9 protein-coding genes are annotated in these 20,023 nt (G+C 72.5%); 7 read left to right on the forward strand and 2 right to left on the reverse strand.

What is annotated here, in order from left to right; genetic code table 11:
- Positions 1-115: 115 nt before the first annotated feature.
- From ACGFNK_RS14180 to ACGFNK_RS14210, 7 genes are all read left to right on the forward strand, one after another.
- Positions 116-313: a ferredoxin gene (locus ACGFNK_RS14180; protein ID WP_266842203.1), complete on the forward strand. Its 198-nt coding sequence runs from the start codon at positions 116-118 to the stop codon at positions 311-313.
- A complete protein-coding gene (locus tag ACGFNK_RS14185) occupies positions 310-1,551 on the forward strand; it encodes an NAD(P)/FAD-dependent oxidoreductase (protein WP_393415659.1) in 1,242 nt (413 codons plus the stop codon). Before ACGFNK_RS14180 ends, ACGFNK_RS14185 begins: the two co-directional genes overlap by 4 nt.
- 455 nt (positions 1,552-2,006) lie before the next feature.
- Entirely contained in the window at positions 2,007-2,687 is a 681-nt protein-coding gene (locus ACGFNK_RS14190) for an SDR family NAD(P)-dependent oxidoreductase (protein WP_393415661.1), read from the forward strand.
- Between the two features lie 408 nt (positions 2,688-3,095).
- Positions 3,096-3,611, forward strand: coding sequence for a hypothetical protein (locus ACGFNK_RS14195; protein ID WP_241267589.1), 516 nt, complete (start codon positions 3,096-3,098; stop codon positions 3,609-3,611).
- Complete coding sequence (locus tag ACGFNK_RS14200) at positions 3,608-3,850, forward strand: hypothetical protein (RefSeq protein WP_241267588.1); 243 nt, start codon at positions 3,608-3,610, stop codon at positions 3,848-3,850. The genes ACGFNK_RS14195 and ACGFNK_RS14200 overlap by 4 nt, the downstream gene beginning before the upstream one ends.
- Before the next feature lie 194 nt (positions 3,851-4,044).
- Positions 4,045-4,170: a hypothetical protein gene (locus ACGFNK_RS14205; RefSeq protein ID WP_241267590.1), complete on the forward strand. Its 126-nt coding sequence runs from the start codon at positions 4,045-4,047 to the stop codon at positions 4,168-4,170.
- 207 nt (positions 4,171-4,377) lie between these two features.
- Positions 4,378-5,379 carry a recombinase family protein gene (locus tag ACGFNK_RS14210; RefSeq protein WP_165269956.1) on the forward strand — a complete coding sequence of 334 codons (1,002 nt, stop codon included), beginning with the start codon at positions 4,378-4,380 and terminating at the stop codon, positions 5,377-5,379.
- A gap of 393 nt (positions 5,380-5,772) precedes the next feature.
- On the opposite strand, the gene ACGFNK_RS14215 is transcribed toward ACGFNK_RS14210, so the two are convergent.
- Together ACGFNK_RS14215 and ACGFNK_RS14220 are read right to left on the reverse strand one after the other, a co-directional pair.
- The gene (locus ACGFNK_RS14215; protein ID WP_393415663.1) at positions 5,773-5,922 is read right to left on the reverse strand and encodes a hypothetical protein; all 150 of its coding nucleotides are present in this window, start codon (positions 5,920-5,922) and stop codon (positions 5,773-5,775) included.
- Between the two features lie 1,310 nt (positions 5,923-7,232).
- Complete coding sequence (locus ACGFNK_RS14220; protein WP_393415665.1) at positions 7,233-20,003, reverse strand: amino acid adenylation domain-containing protein; 12,771 nt, start codon at positions 20,001-20,003, stop codon at positions 7,233-7,235.
- Positions 20,004-20,023 lie beyond the last annotated feature (20 nt).

Below are 20,023 nucleotides of genomic sequence, written 5' to 3' on the forward strand. Positions count from 1 at the left end.
GCCCCACCGGGCCCGAACGCGCCCCCACTCTGCCGAACCCGTCACCACTCGGCTCGGAACCTCTCCACCGAGTCGAACGACATCCTCGAACCAAGCGGAGCACAACCCCATGAACATGAAGGTGGAAGTAGACGTCCCCAAGTGCGTCGCCGCCGGACAGTGCGTGCTGCTCGCCCCGGAGGTCTTCGATCAACGGGACGCCGACGGCATGGTCGTCCTGCTCGACGAGACCCCGGCGGCCGAACTGCACGACAGCGTCCGTGAGGCGGCGCTGGTCTGCCCGGCCGCGGCGATCCGGCTGGTGGAATCGTGAGTACCGCCGGGCACCCCCAACGCTCCCCTGGCCTCCCGGACCGTATCGTGATCGTCGGCGCGTCCGCGGGCGGCCTGGCCACGGCCGAAGCACTGCGCAGACAGGGCTACCGGGGATCAGTCACCCTGATCGGCGACGAGCCGCATCTGCCGTACGACCGTCCACCGCTGTCCAAGCAGTTCCTCAACGGGCAATGGCAGCCCGAGCGGCTCAGGCTGCGCCCACCGGCGGAGATCGACGCACTGGACCTCGACCTACGGCTGGGCAACGCGGCCACCGACGTGGACCGCGCGGAGCGGACCGTGGTGCTGTCGGACGGCCGGATCCTGCCCTACGACGCCCTGGTGGTCGCCACCGGCGTCCGGCCGCGGCGCTTTCCGGGTAGTACGGGCGTATCCGGGGTGCATGTACTGCGCACCCTGGAGGACGCGACAGCGCTGAAGGCACGGCTGGCTCCCGGGCAGCGCCTGGTCGTCGTCGGCGCAGGTTTCATCGGCGCCGAGGCCGCCGCGGCCGCCCGCAGGCTCGGCATCGACGTGACGATGATCGAACCGGCGCCCGTACCGCTGGCGCACGCCGTCGGCGAAGCTGTGGGCCGGGCCCTGACCCGGACCCACCTCGACCACGGCGTCGACCTCCGCACCGGTGTCACGGTCAGCGAGATCCTCTTGCACGACGGCCGGGCCACCGGCGTCGGCCTGGCCGACGGGACCGTCGTCCCGGCGGACGATGTGGTGGTGGGCATCGGCTCGCACCCGAACGTCGAATGGCTTCAAGGCAGTGGGCTGCGGCTGGACGACGGCCTGGTGTGCGACCAGTTCTGCCAGGCGGCGCCCGGCGTGCACGGGGTGGGCGACGTGGCCCGCTGGTACAACCCGCTGTTCGGGACGACCATGCGGATCGAGCACCGCACGAACGCAGCCGAGCAGGGCATGGCGGTCGCCCGCAACCTGCTGAACCCGGAGAATCCCCGGCCGTTCGCCCCCGTGCCGTACTTCTGGTCGGACCAGTACGACATGAAGATCCAGGCGTACGGACATCTGCGCGACCACGACGAAGCGGTGATCGTGGACGGCGACTTGGCGTCCCGTCGCTTCATCGCCGCCTACCGCAAGGGCGACCGCCTGACAGGCGCCCTGTCGGTCGGCATGCCACCGAAGGCGATCCGCGCCTGGCGATCCGCCATCGCCACCCGACAGGAATGGTCGAAAACGCTGAGCGACGCGCACGCCGCGTGACCTCATGACGCCCAGTGGCGACACCCGAGGCCGAACACATAGGCAGGCCGGCGGGATCGGACGGCCTCCTCGCCTCACCTGCCGACCCACTGCCACCAAGCCGTACTCACCTCACCCGAGGGGAAGCGCCATGAAACCACCCACCGGATCCACCGGTCTCTCGGGCAGGCCCCTCATCGTCACCGGCTGCGGACGCGCATCGACGGCTCCACCGAGGTGCACCTGATCGACTTCACCGGCGACCTGGATGACCAGGTGCGTGCGCTCACCCACGGCGGGGTCGACGTGATGATGCACCTGGCTGGCGACGGCGCACAGCTCACGGGCCTGTTGCGGCCGGGCAGGAGACTCGCTTCCACACTGGCTCCGGCCCCGACCCGTCGAAGGACAGGCTCGCCCTCACCTGCTCCTGAACTCCTCCCGCCCCCTCCACCTCTACGAAAAGAGATCTGATCGTGCCCTCTCTCGCCATCGTCGGCGCCGGCCCCGGCATGGGCCTGGCCATCGCCCGTACCTTCGGCAAGCGCGGCTTCGACGTCGCCCTCATCGCCCGCACCAAGGGGAAGCTGGACTCCCTCGTCGACCAGCTCGGCCAGGAAGGCATCACGGCCGCCGCGTTCCCCGCCGACGTACTGGACCGCCCCTCCCTCACCGAAGCCCTCGACGCGGCGAAGGCCCACTTCGGTGGCATCGACGTACTGGAGTACTCCCCGGCACCGCACTCGCTGGTGCCCGGCCTCACCATGGCCACCCCGAGCGAGTCCACGGTGGAAAACCTGCAGCCGCAGATCGAGTACAACTTCTACGGCGCCGTCACCGCCGCCCGCGCCGTATTGCCCGCCATGCGGGAGGCCGGAGCCGGGACCCTGCTGTTCACCACCGGCGGCGGCTCCATCAACCCCGTCCCCATGCTCGGCAACGTCAACGCCGCGGCCGGAGCACTGCGCAACTGGGTGCTCAACCTGCACAACGAACTGGCGGGGAGCGGCGTGTACGCCGCGCACGTGGCGATCAGCACCTGGATCGGTGACGACGGCCCCGAAGGCATCCCCGCAGCCACCCCCGACCAGATCGCACCCTTGTACTGGGACCTGCACGAGCGCCGCGACCAACCCGAGGCCGTCTTCACCGGCTGACTCACGCCGGCACTCCGTCCGCTGCCCACGGGCGGCGGACGTCGTTCTCGCGGTCGGCCCGAAGCTGCCGGTATGGGCTCGATATCCCAAGTCGGCGATGGTGGGCGGTTCGTGACGGTCGGAGGATACGCCTGCCGGCACGACTTCCGGTGATCATGGAGTGTCGAGTTCGCTGATCACCACAAACGGAAGACCGTGCCTGCTGCGCAGCGCAACGCGTCGGCCCCGCCCTACGGGCCGTACGACCCGCCGCCCGCCGGTTCAGCCCAGACCGTCGGCGCCGACCGGGACGGCGGATTCGTTCGAGCAGGGCGTCGGTGACGGTACGGCGCAGTCATAGACCGTATCTCGCTCGCCGAGGTCGCCCGCCGCATCCAGGACGGTGTCCCGCCGTCCCTGCGCGGCCGGGTGTTCGCGGCGACCGCCGACCTGGCGGCGCTCGCGGGGTGGGTCAGCCACGACTGCGGCCGGTACGCCATCGCCCAACGCTTCTGGAGTTACGGCACGTACGCGGCCGGGGAAGCGGGGCGGCGCGACCGCGGGGTGGAGATCGTCACCCGCATGTCGCACCAGATGATCTACCTCGGCCACCCGCAGGACGCCCTCGGTCTCCTCGGCGTCGCCGCGAAGAAGGCCACCCTGCCCGCGACGAGAGCGCTGGTCGCCTCGCAGACCGGCCGGGTGCACGCGGCCCTCGGCGACGAGCGGGAGGCCGACCGGTACCTCGGCGACGCCGACGGCCTCCTGGCGGACGGACTCGGCGACGACGTCCCCGAGTGGGTGAGCTACTTCGACGCGGCCGAGCATGCCGGCGCCCGCGCGGTCTCCGCCCGCGACCTCGCCGGACTCCACCGCGGCCGCCGAGTGGCGAGCGGCCATTTCGAGGACGCCCTGAAGCTGCGCAAGCCCGGCTCGACCGCGTGAAGGTCATGGACCGCGTCGGGCTCGCAGCCGCGCTGCTCGACGAGGGCGAGGCGGAGCGGGGAGCCGCCGCGGCGCACCAGGCGCTCGACGACGCGGCCCGCGTCGACTCCACCCTCGTGGCCTCCCGCCTCAACATGCTGCTGGAGGCGGCCCGGCCGTACGAGACCGCCGCGGTGCAGGACGTACGTACCAGGGCTCGGGATCTCGCCACCGCCCGTCCGACCACCATCGCGGCCTGAGACCATCGAGCGCATGGGTAAGCACTCCCGACCCGGACCCCTGAACCAGCCGTCGCGCGCCGTCCCGCGCGTCGACGACGGCGACCCGCTCGCCGCGTACGAGAAACGGCGCCGCCCACCCATGGACGTCCACCGGCGTCACCGGCCCCTGCACGGCGGCGCCGGAACACCTCCGCCCGGACGAGCCGCGGGCCCTGGAGGAGTGGAACGGATTTTCGTACGAACCGGCGGGCACGGCGCCGAACCTCGCGGAGGCTCAGCAGTGGGTGAACGAACAGGTGTCCGGTGAACGCGGTGACGAGTCGGCGTCCGCCGCGTGACGCTCGCATCGCTGCCGCGAACGGACATGTAGCGCAGTGTGACGGCAGTCACCGGCGGTCATTCTCATAAATGACCCTTTGCCCGAGCAGGATCAAGAACGGGACGCCGGACCCTTGATGATCTTGAATTGGTTCCCGGAACCCGTTCTCACTCAAAAGTGGGAGCGACCCCCTTCTGAGACTTGCATTGTGCGAAGATCCGGGGTCATGACGGACCCTCAAGACCCTTCCGCGTCCGGCCGGTCGGACGCGGACGACGTCGAACGCCGCCCCTGCCCGAAGTGCGACGCACAGCCGGGCTCGCCCTGCCGCTCGCGCTCCGGCGCGGTCGCCTCCGCTTACCACACCGGCCGCTTCACCAAGGTGCCCCGGCTCGCCAAGCTCCTGCGGGTGCCCACCCCGGCCGACCGTGGGCCCGGACAGCCGTGGCGGCCCGGCACCCCGCCGCCGGCCCCCATCGACCCGGCCCTGCCGGGCGCGGACATCCGCATCGGGTACGCGAGATGCTCGCACCGCAGCCAAGAACTCGACTCGCAGCTCGACGCGCTCACCCAGCACGGCATCCCGCGGGACAAAATCTTCAGCGAGAAGATCAGCACCCGCATCCGCGTACGCCCACAGTTCGAGGAGGCGCTCAAGACCGCGCGGGAGATCAAGGCCCACGCCCCCCACTGCCGCGTGATCTTCACGGTGTACGAGATGAAGCGACTGGGACGGGACGCGGCAGAGCTGACCGCCCTCGCGGACCATCTGACCGCGCACGGCCTGGTCCTGGAGATGCTCGCCGGACCGCTGCCGGGAATGTACGACCCCAGCGGCCCCGGCAAGCTGCTGTTCGCGTTCTTCGCAGCGATGGCTGAGACCGAGCGGGAGAACATCCGGGAGTCGACGCTCGAAGGGCTCGACACCGCCGCCCGCAAGGGCAAGCACGGCGGCCGGCCGCCGGTCATCACCGACGACATGCTGCACACCGTGCTGCGGCGCCGGGCACTCGGTGAGTCCGTCGAGCAGATCCAGCCCGACCTGATCATCCCCACAGGCAAGCGCAAGGGACAGAACCCTTCGGTGGCAAGCGTCTACCGGGCCCTGGCCGAGTACGCCAGGCGCGAGGCGTACCCCGAAGCCGTCGAGGCGGCCCACGCCGACTTCGCCGCCCTCCAAGCCAGCGAGTTCCCGGGCCCGCGGGCCGAGCCCGAGACCGTACGGTGAGCCCCGCACGGTTCCGGACAGCACAACAGCCCAGACCCGAGCATGATCATTCCTTAGCGTTCAATCCTGGAGCGTTACCGGCGGGACCCCTGGGACGACCGTCGGCCAATCGGCGAAGAGCACGACGGCACAGAGGGCCTGCGCTGACCTGAGCGCACACACGGAAACGCCCCAGTGAGCGTCAGGGAAGTCACAGGGGTCGTCTGGGCCTGGCAGGGCGATTGTCTGCAGGCTGGTTCCGCGCGGCCTGTGCGGGCCGGTGCAGACTACCTCGACGGCGTCTTGGGCGACTGACGCGTTCCTGAAGTGTGGCTGCTGCTGGTGCGTCGGTACAGGCGCTTCGCTGTGCGGTCGCGCAGCAGTGCTGGAACACCGGCCTGGTGGGGGCCGTTTCTAGGCGGCGATCGGCTTCGACTCGGTCGGTTTGCGCGGGAGCAGGGCTTTGAGACGGTCCCGCTGCTCGGGGGTGAGTGGGGGCGCCTGGTCGGCCAGTTTCTGGGCGTAGCGCCGAATGTCGGCGATCTCCGCAGCGGTCAACGCCATCAGTGATCTCCTCACCAAGGCGTACATCCTCGACGACGGCCTTGATGCTGGACCGCGGCGTCACTGGGCCGGGCAGTTCGCGGCATACATTCCGACGGGATCGGCCGGCAGGGGAGTGAGGCAGCTGCGGGGGCTCCGGCAGCGCCGGCCGGTCGTCCGGCTCCCCGGGGACCGAAGCGCCCTCTGGTGAGGGCATCGGTATCTGTGTGATGTGCGGCTGCAGTCTGGGGTGTGGGTTCGCAGCCGCAGTGGGTTGAGCGCGGTGCCTGCTCGGCACCGGCTGCCGCCTTGCGAGCGCGGCGTGCCAGGGCTGTCAGCCCTGCGTGGTGTGCGGCTATCGAAGCGGCAACGGCGCCCCCGGCCTGGATGGCCAGTAGGGGGATCGGACGGAGGGCGACAGCGGCCGCAGCTGCAGCCTGTGAGTTGCTGGGGCGCTCGGCAGGCGTCGCAGGGTCGGGACGGGAAACGGTCCTTGACGAACGCAGTGTGTGAAGGGCCGGAGCGTGGCTGCGGGGCCAGCCACGCATGGGCCGGTGGTGCCGAGAGTGTTGCCATGCTCCACGATTCTATCGCGGGGAGTCCCCTATGCACATTTCTTCCTGAATGCCTCTGATGAACTGTTCCGCTCGCTTTGTGTGAATATGTGTAATGCTCACCTGGAGCAGGGGACCTGCCCCCGAGTGGTGGTCCCGACCACGGTCGGCCGGTGCAGGGTTGCTCTCCTCGTGTGTCTCCCCCAACGCGCGATGTGCACCATGCCCGCGCATCCACGCCGGCGGAGGCATCACTCGCTGGCGAGTTAGCCATGGCGCAACCTTCGCCCGGCGCCCACGGCGGATGATCGTGCGCCCGCCACACGGCCGCGCGATCCCGTCAGCCAGCGCGGGGGCTCATCGACGGGCCCGCGCCTCTCCGCGAACGCCAACGAGATCTTCCGCGACCTGGCAGGGCTGACACTGGCTTCTGGCGAACCTGGCCACGATCAGCGGGGCTGCTGTGGGTGTGAGGGGGTCGGGTAGGGCCGTGCCAGCCCTGGCTGACCTGGCCGTGGGGGCAGGTGACATGCTGACGGTCGTAGTCGATGTGGAAGTGGTCCCCGGCGAAGCCCCCGCCCCGGCGGTGCTGACGGGTGGGGTTGCTCCGCGTCCCGTCGGGCCCGCTTGTATCCATTGGCCGCGTTCCTGGGCCTGTCCGGGCTCAGACCACCGGTGCGCCGGCGCAGGCCGCGTCAGTCACCGTCACCAACGCAGCCCAGTACGAGCCGACCTTGATCACGCTGCCCCGAGCTCGCGGGCGAGGGCCGGGGCGGCTCAGCGGGGTCGCTGCGGTGGGGGCAGTGCGCTCAGGGCCTGCGGTGGGACGGTGTGGTCGAGGAGGTGGAGGGGGGCGGGGCGGACTCCTGCGGCTTCGGCGGCGTCCCAGTGGGCGAGGGCCCGTGGCAGATCGACGAGACCGTGGATCAGGGGGAGTTGAGCTCCGCCGGGGCGCCGGTAGGTGAGGTGGGCGTGGAGGAGGGACTCCAGGCGGCAGGAGGCAAGGGTGCCGGGGAGGTGCAGGGTGGGATGGTGCTGGGTGCGGGCGGTGGCGTGGCCGGTGAGTGCGGCGGCCGGGAGGTCCGGTGCCAGGTGGGTCTCGGTGGCATCCAGGGCCAGCAGGCCGCCTCCGAGGATCAGTACGTCCCGGGCGTCACGCATACGGTGCAGGGCGCGCGCGGTGTCGAAGCAGTGGGGGAAGGAGTCGTCCACGACGATCGTGCCGGGTCGCAGCCGGTCCACGTCCAGCAGGGTCGTGGTGCTGCCGCTGACCGCCGCGACGATGACGTCGGCCGCCTCGTAGATCTCGGCGGGGAGGGTCCTGGAGACGTCTGCTTCGGCGACCCGCACGGCCGTCAGCGGGTGGTCGGCCGACAGTTCGGCGGCCAGCTCGCGCAGACGGGGCGCACTGCCGGGCAGGTCGCAGAGCAGCAGGCGGGCCGGCGGGTGGGGGCTGCGGGCCAGGAGCAGGCGTAGGGACGACGTGCCGATGGAACCGCAGCCGACGACGGCGAGGGCGAGTTCGCCGAGGTCGCGGCCGGTCGCGGCGAGGGCGGTGTGGACGGTTTTGACGACGGCGACGGTCGTCGTGGCGTGCCCGGTGGTGAGGGAGGCGGGCGTCGGCGTGGCGCCGGCCGCCGGGGTTTCGCGCAGTACGTCGTAGCCGTAGCCGGTCAGGGACGGGATCATGCCGGCCAGCGAGACACAGCGGGCGCCGAGGGACGCGGCGTGGTCGACGGCGCGCGCGGTGAGGCCGGCCAAGCCGGTCTGGTCACCGGTGCGGAGCGGGCCCGTGAGTTCGTCCGCGAACAGCGGGAGGGACACGAAACCGGATCTACCCAAGGGAGTGGTGAGGTGCTCCAGGAGTCTGGCCCTGCCGTCGGGGAACAGGAGGGTCCGGATGTCCTCGCGGCTGGGCGCCGCGTGTGCGGGGAGTCCGGCGAATGCGGCCAAGTGGTGGGGCGCGGGCAGGTATCCGATGAGCGCCGCGTCGAGCCTGCCGTCGAGGGAAGCGGAGGACGACGGGGCGGAGATCCTTTCGCGAGGGGCGGGTTCCGCCAGCTGACCTTGCAACTCGACCGCGAAGTCGGCGAGTTGCGCGGCGGTGAGGCCGGTCGCCGACGCGCGGGCCGTGACGCGCAGGCCCTCGCCGTCGTCGGAGGGGCGTACGGCCAGGAAGACGTCGGTGCCCAGGGGAGGCGGGGTGAGTTCGGTGTCGGCGTCGTCGGGTTGGAGGGTCAGGGCCGTGTCGGGGAGCGTGCCGAGAGCGGTGAAGTCGAGGAAGGTGAAGAAGAACTGGGCGGTGCGGGGGAGCCCTTGGGGTGTGCGCAGGTCCAGGGGGCCGGCGGCGCGGGCCGCGATCGACTCTGCGGCGACACGGCGCAGGTCCTCCTCGAAGCACGGGACGGGGGAGGGCGACTCCGCAGAGTCGAGTCCTGGGCGCAGGGCCACGGCCTCGCTGAACGGGCCGAAGACGCGGTGGGCGTCCTGCGTGGTGTCGTCCCGTCCGGTGACGGCCATGCCGAGAACCAGGTCGCGGCGTCCGGTGAGGGCGGCGAGGGCGCGGAAGTACGCGGTCAGGACCGGGGCGTGCAGCGTGGTGCCGCAGCTTTGGGCGAGGCCTCGCAGGGCTCGGGTGCGGTCCGCGCCGAGCGTGAAGGCGGCAGTGTGGAAGCCGGGGGTGGCGTCCTCGGGGCGGAGGGCGCGCAGGACGGGCGCGGTGTACGGCGTGTGGTGGCGGGTGCGGTACTCCTCGGTCTGGGGGTCGGGAGTCTGTGGGGTCGTCGACCGGCGCTGAGCGGTGCGATGCAGGACGTGGTCGCGGAAGGTCGAGCGCAGAGGCTCCAGCCCGTGGGGGAGGCCGCGTGTGAAACGGTCGTACATGGCGAGGAGTTCGCGGGTGAGGAGCGCCGCACTGAATCCGTCGCCGATGAGGTGGTGGGCGTGGACGAGGAGGACATGTTCGTCCGGTGCGACCGTGAAGAGGCGCAGCCGCAGCAGGGGCCATGCCCAGGGTTCGAAGCGGCGGCTTGTCTCCTCGGCCACGCGTCGCTCCAGCAGTGCGGAGTGGCCCAGTACCTCCGTCGCGACGGGGAGGCGCAGCGAGGCGGGGAGTTCCTGCTGCACGGGCGGGCGGGCGCCGGCCGGGAAGACCGTGCGGAGCATGGGGTGCCGCGCCACGAGCACGTCGACGGCGCGCTGGAACATCTCCGGGTCGAGGGGGCCGCGGATACGGAAACGGGCAGACCAGGCGGGGTTGCTGCCGGAGGCGCCGGACGGATCGGCGGTACCAGGTGTGCCGGAGGTGAGGGCGTCGGCGAGGAGGAAGCCCTGTTGTGAGGGGGTGAGGGGGTAGGGAGTGAGGAGGTCCGTGGCGGCCCCTCGTTCAGGCCCCTGGGGTGTGGTCGGCGGCTCGGCGGCGGCCGTGCCGATCTCCGTGCCGTCGTCCGTGCGTGCGGCGGTGTCGGTGGCGGCGTCGATCGCGGTGGCCAGGGCGCTCAGGGTTCGGTGCGTGTAGACGGCGGTCGGGCGGGGCAGCGCGGGGCGTTCGTGGCGCAGGCGGGCAAACAGTTCCAGCACGGTGATGGAGTCGCCGCCGAGTGCGAAGAAGTCGTCCCGGCGGCTGATGCCGGACTGCGGGACGTCCAGCAGCTCGGACCAGGCCTTCGCGAGGAGGTGCTCGGTGGGCGTCGACGCGGGGGTGCGCGCAGGTTCGAATTTCTCGGACGGGGCGTGGAGCTGGGGGAGTTGCGCGTGCTCGGTGATTCCGGGCTCGGTGGTGGTGCGTTCGCTGTTGTCGGGCGCGGTGTCCGCGGGGTCTCCCAGGGGCGCGAGCCGGGTGCGGTCGATCTTGCCGGTGCCGGTAAGCGGCAGGGCCGGGAAGGAGTGGATGCGAGCGGGGAGCATGTACGGGGGGAGGGTGCGGGAGAGGAAGCCGCGCACCTCGCTCGGGTCGAGGGTGTGTGCGGCGGTCCGGGGCTCGGCGTACGCCACCAGCCTGCCGTCGCGCAGCAGTACGGCAGCACGGGCGACGCCGGGGTGAGTGAGCAGCGCGGCCTCGACTTCGCCGAGTTCGACGCGGTGGCCGCGGATCTTGACCTGGTCGTCGAGCCGGCCCAGGAACTCCAGTACTCCGTCGGCCCTGCGGCGGACGCGGTCGCCGCTGCGGTACCAGCGGCGGCCGTCGCGTTCGGTGAAGACGGCGACGGTGAGTCGGGGCTCGCCCAGGTAGCCGGGGGTGAGGCCGGTTCCGGCGATGAGGAGTTCACCGGCTTCGCCCGGGGCGCACGCGCGGCCGTCCTCGTCGATCACCATCAGTTCGGTCCCGGCGACGGGGCGGCCGATGGGGAGGTGGCGTACGTCGTCGGCGGGCCGGGCGTCGATGATGTAGCAGGTGGCGTTGATGGTGGCCTCGGTCGGACCGTAGAGGTTGGAGATCCGAGGGACACGCGGGGTGCGGGGTTTGTCGGCCGGGGCGTCGAGGAGGTCGAACCAGCGGCGTACATGAGCGGCGGGCAGGGCCTCGCCGCCCACGTGGACCCAGCGCAGGGCGGAGAGGTCAGGGGCCGTGCCCGTGCGGCGGGCGCGTTCCTCGGCGGCGGTCAACAGGCGTTCCCAGAGCGTCGGAACCGAGCTCCAGACCGTGATCCGGTCCGCGACGACATGGTCGAGCAGCGCCTCGGGGTCGCGCAGCAGGTCGCGCGAGAGGGTGTGCACAGTGGCTCCGCTCAGCAGCGGGGCGAGCAACTGCCTCACGGAGGCGTCGAAACAGACCGACGCGGTCTGTGCGAGCCGGTCGCCCGGGCCGTAGCCGAAGGTGGCCAGTGACCAGTCGAGGTAGTTCGTCATCGACCGGTGGGTGATGGGGACGGCTTTGGGACGGCCGGTCGAGCCGGAGGTGAAGATGACGTAGGCAATGGCCTCGGGGTCGGTGGCGCTGTACTCGGGGTCGGCGACCGGTGCGTCGTCCAGGGGGTCGGACGCGGTGACTGCTGTGATGCCGTCCAGAGCGGCGACTGCCGGGCGGCTCGCCGCGTCGCAGACGAGCACGCGTACACCCGTGCGGGTCAGCTGGTCCCGGTGGCGCGCGGTGGGGTGGGTGGCGTCCAGCGGGACCCAGCCGGCGCCGGCCCGGAGGATGCCCACGACCGCGGTGACCGTGTCCGTGCCGCCCGGTTCGGTCAGCAGCCCCACCAGGTCGCCGGAGCGTACGCCGTGGGCGCGGAGCCGGGCTGCGAGAGCGGCCGACGCCGTGTCGAGGGCGGCAAAGGTGAGCGGGGACCGGTCGGCGCCCACGACTGCCACGGACCGTGGCGTGGCCCGGAATCGGGCACACAGACGGGCGACGATCCCGCCACCGTCCCCGTCGAGCGCGTCGGCCGCGGTGTCCCCGCCGTCAGCGCGGCCCAGGGCGCGGACCGGTGTGGGGGCGTGAGTTCCGAGGCAGACCGGAGTGGATGAGGGGTCGGTGACGGTGGCGCGCAGCTCGGCGACGTACTCGTCGGCGAGGCGGCGCACGGTCTCGGGGCGGAACAGCCGGGCCGGGTAGTTCCAGGACAGGCGCAGGGCGGCGTCCGCCTCCCAGCAGAGCAGGCTGAGCCGGGTCACGGCGGACGCGGTGGCCGCGGCCGTGGGGGTCACGGTGACGGGCCAGTCCGGGCCGTGGACCACCGGGAAGCGGGCGAAGCTGAAACCCGCCTCTGCCGCGGTGCGCGGGGCTGGGCCGGTGGCGGGTCGCAGTTCGGAGAACAGTCGGGCGAAGTCCGTGCTGCTCAGGGTCGCGTGGGTCTCGGCCTCGCGCCAGATCAACCGCAGCCGCTCGGCGAGCGTGCCGACCGGCTCGCCGGGGTCGACGTCCACGAACACCGGCAGTGTGTCGGCGAGGGGTCCCACCAGACGGTCGATGCCGGCCACGCGCGATTCCCGCCGGGACCGGGCCACGTTGACCGCGACGGTCTGCCGTCCGCTCCACCGGGCCAGACAACGGGCGTACGCCGCCAGAAGCAGGTGGAACAGTGATACGCCGTTGCGAGCCGCGGTCTCGCGCAGCTCGGCGCTGAGGGCCTCGTCGACGCCGGTGGCGTGGTGGACGAGGGGTGGGGCGGGAGCTCCTTCGGGGTCGCCGTCGTACGGCAGGGAGGGGGTGGTCGTCGGTGTGGCGGGCGGGTGCTCGGCCAGGCGTTCGCGCCAGTACCGCTGGTCCTGTGCGAACTGGGGGGACCGGCGTTCGGCGGTGAGCGCGGCCACGTAGTCGGCGAACTCGGCCCGGCAGGCGGGCAGCGAGGCGTCCTTCTCGCCCTCGCCCACGTGCTCGCCGCCTCTCTCGCCCTGGTCCACGCTGTCTCGCCGGGCTTCGTCCTCTCGCGTGAGGGCCGTGTAGAGCGACCAGAGTTCCTCGCAGAGCAGCTTGAGGCTGAAGCCGTCGGCCGCGGCGTGATGGACGACCAGGAGCAGGTGCGCGACGTGTGCGTCGTCACCGTCGTGGACGACGACGGCTCGTATCGGGCCCTGTGCCGTCAGGTCGAACGGGCGGTTGCACAGCTCCTGTTCCAGCCGCGCGATGTCGAGCGGCTCACGGACCTCGTACCAGTGCGGCGATATGTCGACGGGCCCGGCGGGTGCGGCGTACTGGCGGGGGCGGGCGCCGCCGGTGATTCGCATCCGCAGCATGGGGTGGCGGGCGGCGAGGCGTGCCAGGGCCCTGCCGAGGAGGGCGGTGTCGAGCGGGCCGGTGACACTCTGACGTACGTAGCCGTAGGCGTTGACGCCCTCGTGGAGGGTCTCGGTGGCATGGAAAGCGAGCTGCAGGGGGGTCAGGGGGAGGGTGCTGCCGCTATCGGCTGCGGCTGTCGCTGGGGCCATGGCCGTCGGGGAGGGCGGGGCCGGGGAGGGACTCGGCGTCGGCGGGATGGTCGCCAGGTGGGCGGCCAGTTCGCCGATGGTCCGGTGCTCGAAGAAGAGGGTGGCCGGCAGCGGCCTTCCCAGTTCGTGTTCCAGTCGGCGGGCGAGATCGACGGCGCTGAGGGAGTCCAGGCCGAGGCCGAGGAAATGCTCGTCGACGCCGATGTCCTGAGGCGAGCGGTGCAGAGCGTCGGCCAGGAGGCGGCGGATGAGGCCGGTGTGCGACGGCTCCGGTGAGGGCGAGGTGGTGGGGGTGCGGTCGGTCGCCGGGGCGTGGGCGGGGGACCGGTCGGCGGGTGCGGGGGGCTCGTTCGGGTCGGCGCGACGGTCGCTGCGGGCCTGGGCGGCCGTTGGGGAGTCCGCCGTCGCGGAGGCGGGAACGGGGTCCGTGACGCCCGTGCCCGTGACGAGGACGTGTGCGGCGTCCAGACCGACCGCCGCGTGAAGTCCTGTCAGAGCGGCACGTGAGGTCATCGGGGCCTGGATGCCCGCGGGACCGTGGGGTCGGAGTCCGGTCGGTGCGCCGGTTCCGCTCGCCAGACCCGTGTCGGACACAGGGCCGAAGGCGATCGTCTGCCAGGGAAGACCGGCCGCGCGTTGTGCGGTGGCGAAGGCGTCGAGGAAGGAGTTGGCGGCGGCGTAGTCGCCGAGGGCGCCGGCCAGGCCGGGCAGCACGGCGGAGACGGACGAGAAGACCAGGCAGACGGTGTCCTGCCGGCCGTGTCGGCGCAGGGCCTCGGCCAGCAGTGCGGTGCCGTGCACCTTCGCGGAGAGCACGGCCTCGATCTCGTCGTCCGGCTTGGCGCGTAGACTGCCGGGGCGCACCGTGCCCGCTGCGTGGAACAACGCGTCCAGGGACGGCAGGCTGGCGATGAGCTCATCGACGGCGTCCGCGTCGCAGACGTCGGCGGCCTGATAGCGGGCGCGAGCGCCGAGGGCGCGGAGTTCCGTGAGCAGGGCGCGCGGTGGGGTCGGGGTCCGGCCGGTCAGGACGAGGGTGGGGGTGCCGCGTCGGGCGAGATCTCGGGCGAGCGCGCCGCCGAGACCGCCCGCGCCGCCGGTGATCAGGTAGGTGCCGTCGGGGGGCAGAAGCGTCGGGCGGTGTGACGGGGCGGGGGTGCTGTGCGCAGGAGTACGGGCCAGTCGTCGCCCCGTCCTCCAGGCGACGGTGCCGCCCGCGCCGCCGCGGACTCCGGGAGGAGGCGTCTTCGCGTGCAACTCGGCTTCCAGCGCCCGGAGTCGAACGCTCAGGGGATCCTGGGAGGACAGGTCGACGCTCAGCGAGGAGAGCCCCGGGATCTCCTCAGGCAGGGCCAGGGCGAAGCCGTGCAGGAGGGCCTGGACGGGGCGGGGATGGTCGAGGGCGTCGCCGCTGCCGGTGACGTACGCGTTCTCGGTGACCAGCAGCAGACGGGTCGGGGAGCTGCCGAGCGCCGCCAGTGTCTCGCGCAGGGCGGAGACCGAGGCGCGGGTGTCCGGCTGCGGCCCCTCCGTCTGGCCGGCGAACCACAGGACGGTCTCCGGGGAGTCCGTCGTCTCGGGTGCGGCCGAAGCTTCGTCACCGCCCGGAAGCGGGGCCGGCCACGATCCCGGCACCGTCACTCCGCTCCGGGTGAGCCGCTCGGCGAGAGAGCGCCGCAGTGGTGTGTCGGCGCCGGTAAGCCGCACGACACAAGGGCCGGGCCCTGCGGTCAGGGGTGCGTCGCGCCAGAGGAGGGGCTGCGCGGCGGCGGCCGGACCCTGGGGCGAGGGAGGAGGCGTTCGGGGTGCCGGTGCCGGTGCCGATGCCGGACGGATCCGGGACGCTGGGTGGAGCCTGTCGGGCCAGTGGCGGTCGCGTTGGAAGGGATACGTCGGGACGGGAACGCGGCGGCGGTTCGTGCTCCGCGCCGGGGAGGACGGGAACAGCGGGGTCCCGCGGGTCCAGAGCCGGCCCACGGTCTCCAGCAGCGCGCCGGCTCCCGCCGCGGCATCGGCGGGAAGCGCGGGCAGGATGGCAACACCTGAGGCCGTGACGCCTGAGGTTGTGACACCTGTGGCCGTGACGCCGGAATGCGCGGCAGCCGCCGCGTGGATCGGGCCGGAGAGTGAGGCGCCGGGGCCGAGTTCGACGAAGGTGTCGTACCCCTCCTCCAGCAGCCGGGAGACGGCCGCGCCGAAGCGGACGGGGCGGATCGCGTGGTCGCGCCAGTAGCCCGAGCCGGGGGTCAGGTCGGGGTCCCACCGGCCGGTGACCGTGCTCAGCATCGGGACGGCTGCCGGTCCGACCGTCAGGGCCTTCGCCGCGTTGTGGAGGGGGTCGAGCACGGGGTTCAGCATGGGGGAGTGGAAAGCGTGGGAGACGCGGAGGCGGCGGGCCGCCACGCCGCGTGCCGTGAGGTCCGCGACTGCCCGGTCGACGCTCGCCGCCTCGCCCGCCAGCACCAGCTGGGTGGGGGAGTTGACGGCAGCGACGCACAGCGCGCCGCCGGATCGCGCGAGCACGGCGGCGACGGTGTCCTCGTCGCCCCGTACGGCCGCCATGGCGCCCGGCAGGGCCAGCTCGCCCATCAGGCGTCCGCGCTCGGCGGCGAACGCGACCGCCTCGGCAGGCGACAGGGCGCCGGCGATGCACGCGGCGGTGATCTCGCCGACGCTGTGCCCCACGACCGCGTCGGGCGCCACGCCCCACGCGGCCAGTTGCCCGGCCAGCGCCACCCCGAAGGCGACCAGCAGCGGCTGGGTTACCTCGGTGCGCGCCAGGTCGGTGGGGTCGGCCTCCTCGTCCAGGCACCAGGCGGCCAGGCTGCGGCCGAGGACCGGCCCGGTCAGGGACGACGCTTCGTCCAGCAGATCGCGGAACACCGCCGCCGAGCGGTACAACTCCCGCCCGGCAGTACCCCATCGGGTCCCATGGCCGGGGAGGACGAACACCGTCCGGGGCCGGGTCCTTACGGGGGCTGTCGCCGTGCCGACCGGGCCCGGCACCGCCGCCGACGCGACTTCCACTTCCGCCATGGAGTCTTCGAGCTTCCGCGCGAGGTCCCCCTGCGTCACGACGGCCAGTCGGTACGGCCCTTCGTCCCGGGCGGTGTTGACGGTGGCGCACACGTCGCCCTCGTCCCGGTCGGGGTGTGCCCGCGCATACGCGGCCAACTCGGCGGCGGCCACACACAGTCCGCCCTCGGTGCGCGCGGACAGCGTCAGGAGGTGAGGGCCGCCCGTCGCCTCGGGTGGCGCAGCGGAAGCCGCCTCCTGTGTGGCGTCGTTCGGCGCCTCCTCCAGGATCGCGTGCGCGTTGGTGCCGCCGAACCCGAACGAGTTGACGCCCGCCGTCAGCGGCCGACCCCGCACCCCCGTCCACTCCTCGTCCCCGGCGACCAGGCGGAACCCAGGGGCGCTCCGCTCAAGGAAAGGCGCGGGCGCGGTGGAGCCGAGGGAGGGCGGAAGCCGCCGGTGGGACAGGGCGAGAACGACTTTGACCAGGGCGGGCATGCCGGCGGCGTTGAGGAGGTGCCCCAGGTTCGCCTTGACGGAGCCGACGAGCCGTGGAGCCCCGTCGGCGCGGGGTGGGAACGCCTGGCCGAGTGACTGCGCCTCCACGGGATCGCCGATCGGCGTGCCCGTTCCGTGCGCCTCGACGTACGACACATCGGCCGGATCGACGCCGCACTCCGCGTAGGCCCGGCCGATCACCTCGCGCTGACCGCGCGGCGTGGGGGCCAGGAGGCCGAGCGAGTGGCCGTCATTGTTCACCGCCGTGCCCCGGACGAGTGCGAGGACTGGGTCACCGGCGGCGCGGGCGTCGTCCAGGCGGGCCAGGACGATCGTCGCGCCGCCTTCTCCCAGCACGAAACCGTCTGCGTCGGCGGTGAACGCGCGGCACCGGCCGGTCGGCGACAGCGCTCCCGTCGCCTCCAGGAGGCGGTGGCCGGTGGGCGTCAGGCTCAGGTTGACCCCGCCGACCACGGCGAGGTCGCACTCGCCGGCCAGCAGGCTGCGCCGGGCCAGGTGCAGGGCGACCAGTGCGGAGGAGCAGGCGGTGTCGACGGCCAGGGCGGGGCCGTTGAGGTCCAGTGCCTGGCTTACGCGGGCGGCGATCAGGTTGGGGAGGTTGCCGGTGAGGGCAGCCGGGTGGCCCGCGAGGTCCCCGTCGGCGGCCTCGGTGAGGATCTCGCGGTAACCGCTGTCGCTGGTCGCCGCGAAGACCCCGATCCGCCGGCCGGCGCGCCGGGGGCCCGCGTATCCGGCTCGTTCCAGTGCTTCGTGGGCCAGTTCCAGGAAGATGCGGGCCTGAGGTTCGGTCGCCCGCGCCTCCGCCTCGTCCATGCCGAAGAAATCGGCGTCGAAGGCCGCGGGATCCGGGAGGAAGGAACCGACGCGGCGCATCGAGCGCGGCCCCTCGTGCTCACGCCGGCCTACGGGCACCTCACCGACCGTGTCACGTCCGGCGGCGAGCAACTCCCAGAACGACTCGGGCGTGTCGGCACCGGGGAACCGACAGGCCGCGGAGAGCACGGCGAGAGCTCCACGCCGGGAACCGGGGTCCGCAGGGACCGAGAGCCGTGTCGGCGCGGAGGAGACGCCATCCGCATCTGAAGGAGAGGCTGAATCTCCCCCTGCCCCTGCATCCGCATCCGCGTTTGAGTTCGCCAGCAGCGCGAGCACATGCCCCGCCTGACCGGCCACCGTGTCGTGGTCGCGCAGCGCGCCCGGCTCGACCGGCACGGAGAACGTCTCCTCCAGTCCGGCGAGCACGGCCATCGCCTTGAGCGAGGAGCCACCGAGGTCGAAAAAGCGCTCCTGAAGCCCTACTTCCGACACTGGTAGCCCCAGCGCACGCGCCCAGATCCCTTGTACCGATTCCTGAACCTCACGCAGCGAGCGACGGGAAGCGAAAACTCCCATTCCCGCCGCTCCGCCCCCCGCCGTGACCGCGGGGTCGGCCCAGCGGCCCTCCACCGTGGCGTATCGCCCGGCCTCGAAGCGCGCCCGCAGCTCCCCGCGGCGCAGTTTCCCGCTGGTGGTGCGCGGGAAGCCCCCCGGCGGCAAGGGCAGCACCCGGACATCGTCATGGCCGAGGGCCTCCCTCAGCCGGCCGGCAGCGGCGCGGAGCACCGGTGCGGCGGCGGTGGGATCGGGACGCGTCCACTGCACGAACGCGACGACCCGCTCGCCCCCGCCGTCCGGATCCGTCGATCCCACGACCGCAACGGCCCCGGACGGCAGTCCCGGCGTCGCCGCGACCGCCGACTCCAGGTCCGATGCGTGGAAGGTACGGCCGTTGACGAACACGACGTCCTTGTGGCGCCCGGTGACACACAGCCGCCCGTTCCTCAGGAAGCCGAGGTCACCGGTGCGCAGCCAGCCGTCGCCGCCGAACGCGGCCGCGCTCGCCTCGGGAGCCCGGTGGTACCCGCGGGCCAACTGCGGCCCCCGCACCTCGACATGCCCCACCCGCCGGTCACTCACCGGGATGCCGGAATCAGCGGTGATCCGGACCTCGCACCCCTGCACCGGCCGGCCCAGGTCCATCAGCTCCACCGCGTGCCCGCCCGGATCGGTCTCCACCACCCGGTTCCGACTGAGCGCGGCGCGATCCAGCACGAGCGGCGTGGCGGTCTCGCCGAGCGGCGGTACGGTCACGGCGAGGGTGGCCTCAGCCAGGCCGTACACCGGGAGCGGGGCCCGGGGGTCCAGGCCGGCCGGACCGGTCCGGGCCGTGAACTCCCGCCAGACACGCGGTGAGATGGGCTCGGCGCCGACGAGCAACAGGCGCACGCAGCTGAGGTCGAGGCCGGCGAGGGCGGAGGCCGGAACGCGGCGTACCGCGAGGCCGAGGGCGAAGTTCGCCGCCGACAGCAGCGTGGCGCGGTGGCGGGCGGCGGCTTCGAACCACAGGGTGGGCCGCTTGGCGAAGGACAGCGGTTCTATCCGTATCTGCTTCAGGTGCGCGGCCATGGGCACGAGATGCGTGCCGATGAGGCCCATGTCGTGGAAGTAGGGCATCCAGGTCGCGATCACGTCCTCTGAGGTGATCGCCATCGCGGCGCGGATCTGGCGGAGGTTGGCGAGGACCGCGGCGTGGGACAGCTCCACCCCCTTGGGGGCGCCCGTGCTGCCGGAGGAGAACTGCAGGAAGGCGACGTCGTCGGCGGCGGGCCGGGGGAGTTGCCGCGGAGGCCGGCCGCGACGAAGGCCCTCCAACCTCAACAGCCTTATGGAGCCGTTGAGTTCGCCACGTGGCCCGGTGCCGTCGCTGTCGTCGTAGCTGTCCCCGACGGCGGTGGCGACGGCGGCCGTCGACTCGTCCGCCATCACCGGTGGCCTGCCGAGCAGTTCCCACACCGGCCCGATACGGCGCGGCTCGGCAGCGAGCGGGACGGGTACGGCCCCGGCTGCCAGTGCGCCCCAGAACATCGGCTGGAAGGTGTCACCACGGTCGGCGATCAACGGCAGCGGGGTGCCCGGTTGCACGCCCGCCGCGAGGAGACCGCCCGCCACGCGCAGTGCGTCGTCGCAGAGTTCGGCGAAGGTGACCGCGTGCTCGGTGCCGTCTCCCCGGACATGCACGACGGTCTGGCCCGGGGCCTCCCGCGCCGCCTGGAGCAGGATGCCCAGCAAGGTCGACGCGGTCACGTCGTTCACGCCCATGTTCGATCTCTCCATTGTCCGGACTCTACAAGTGT

The sequence above is a fragment of the Streptomyces sp. NPDC048825 genome (genome assembly GCF_043198355.1).
Taxonomy (GTDB): domain Bacteria; phylum Actinomycetota; class Actinomycetes; order Streptomycetales; family Streptomycetaceae; genus Streptomyces; species Streptomyces xiangluensis.

What these genes read in the sequence shown, in the direction of transcription:
- ACGFNK_RS14215 (WP_393415663.1), bottom strand. Translation starts at nt 5,922, where the DNA reads ATGGCGTTGACCGCTGCGGAGATCGCCGACATTCGGCGCTACGCCCAG.
- ACGFNK_RS14220 (WP_393415665.1), bottom strand. Translation starts at nt 20,003, where the DNA reads ATGGAGAGATCGAACATGGGCGTGAACGACGTGACCGCGTCGACCTTG.
- ACGFNK_RS14210 (WP_165269956.1), top strand. Translation starts at nt 4,378, where the DNA reads ATGACGGACCCTCAAGACCCTTCCGCGTCCGGCCGGTCGGACGCGGAC.
- ACGFNK_RS14180 (WP_266842203.1), top strand. Translation starts at nt 116, where the DNA reads ATGAAGGTGGAAGTAGACGTCCCCAAGTGCGTCGCCGCCGGACAGTGC.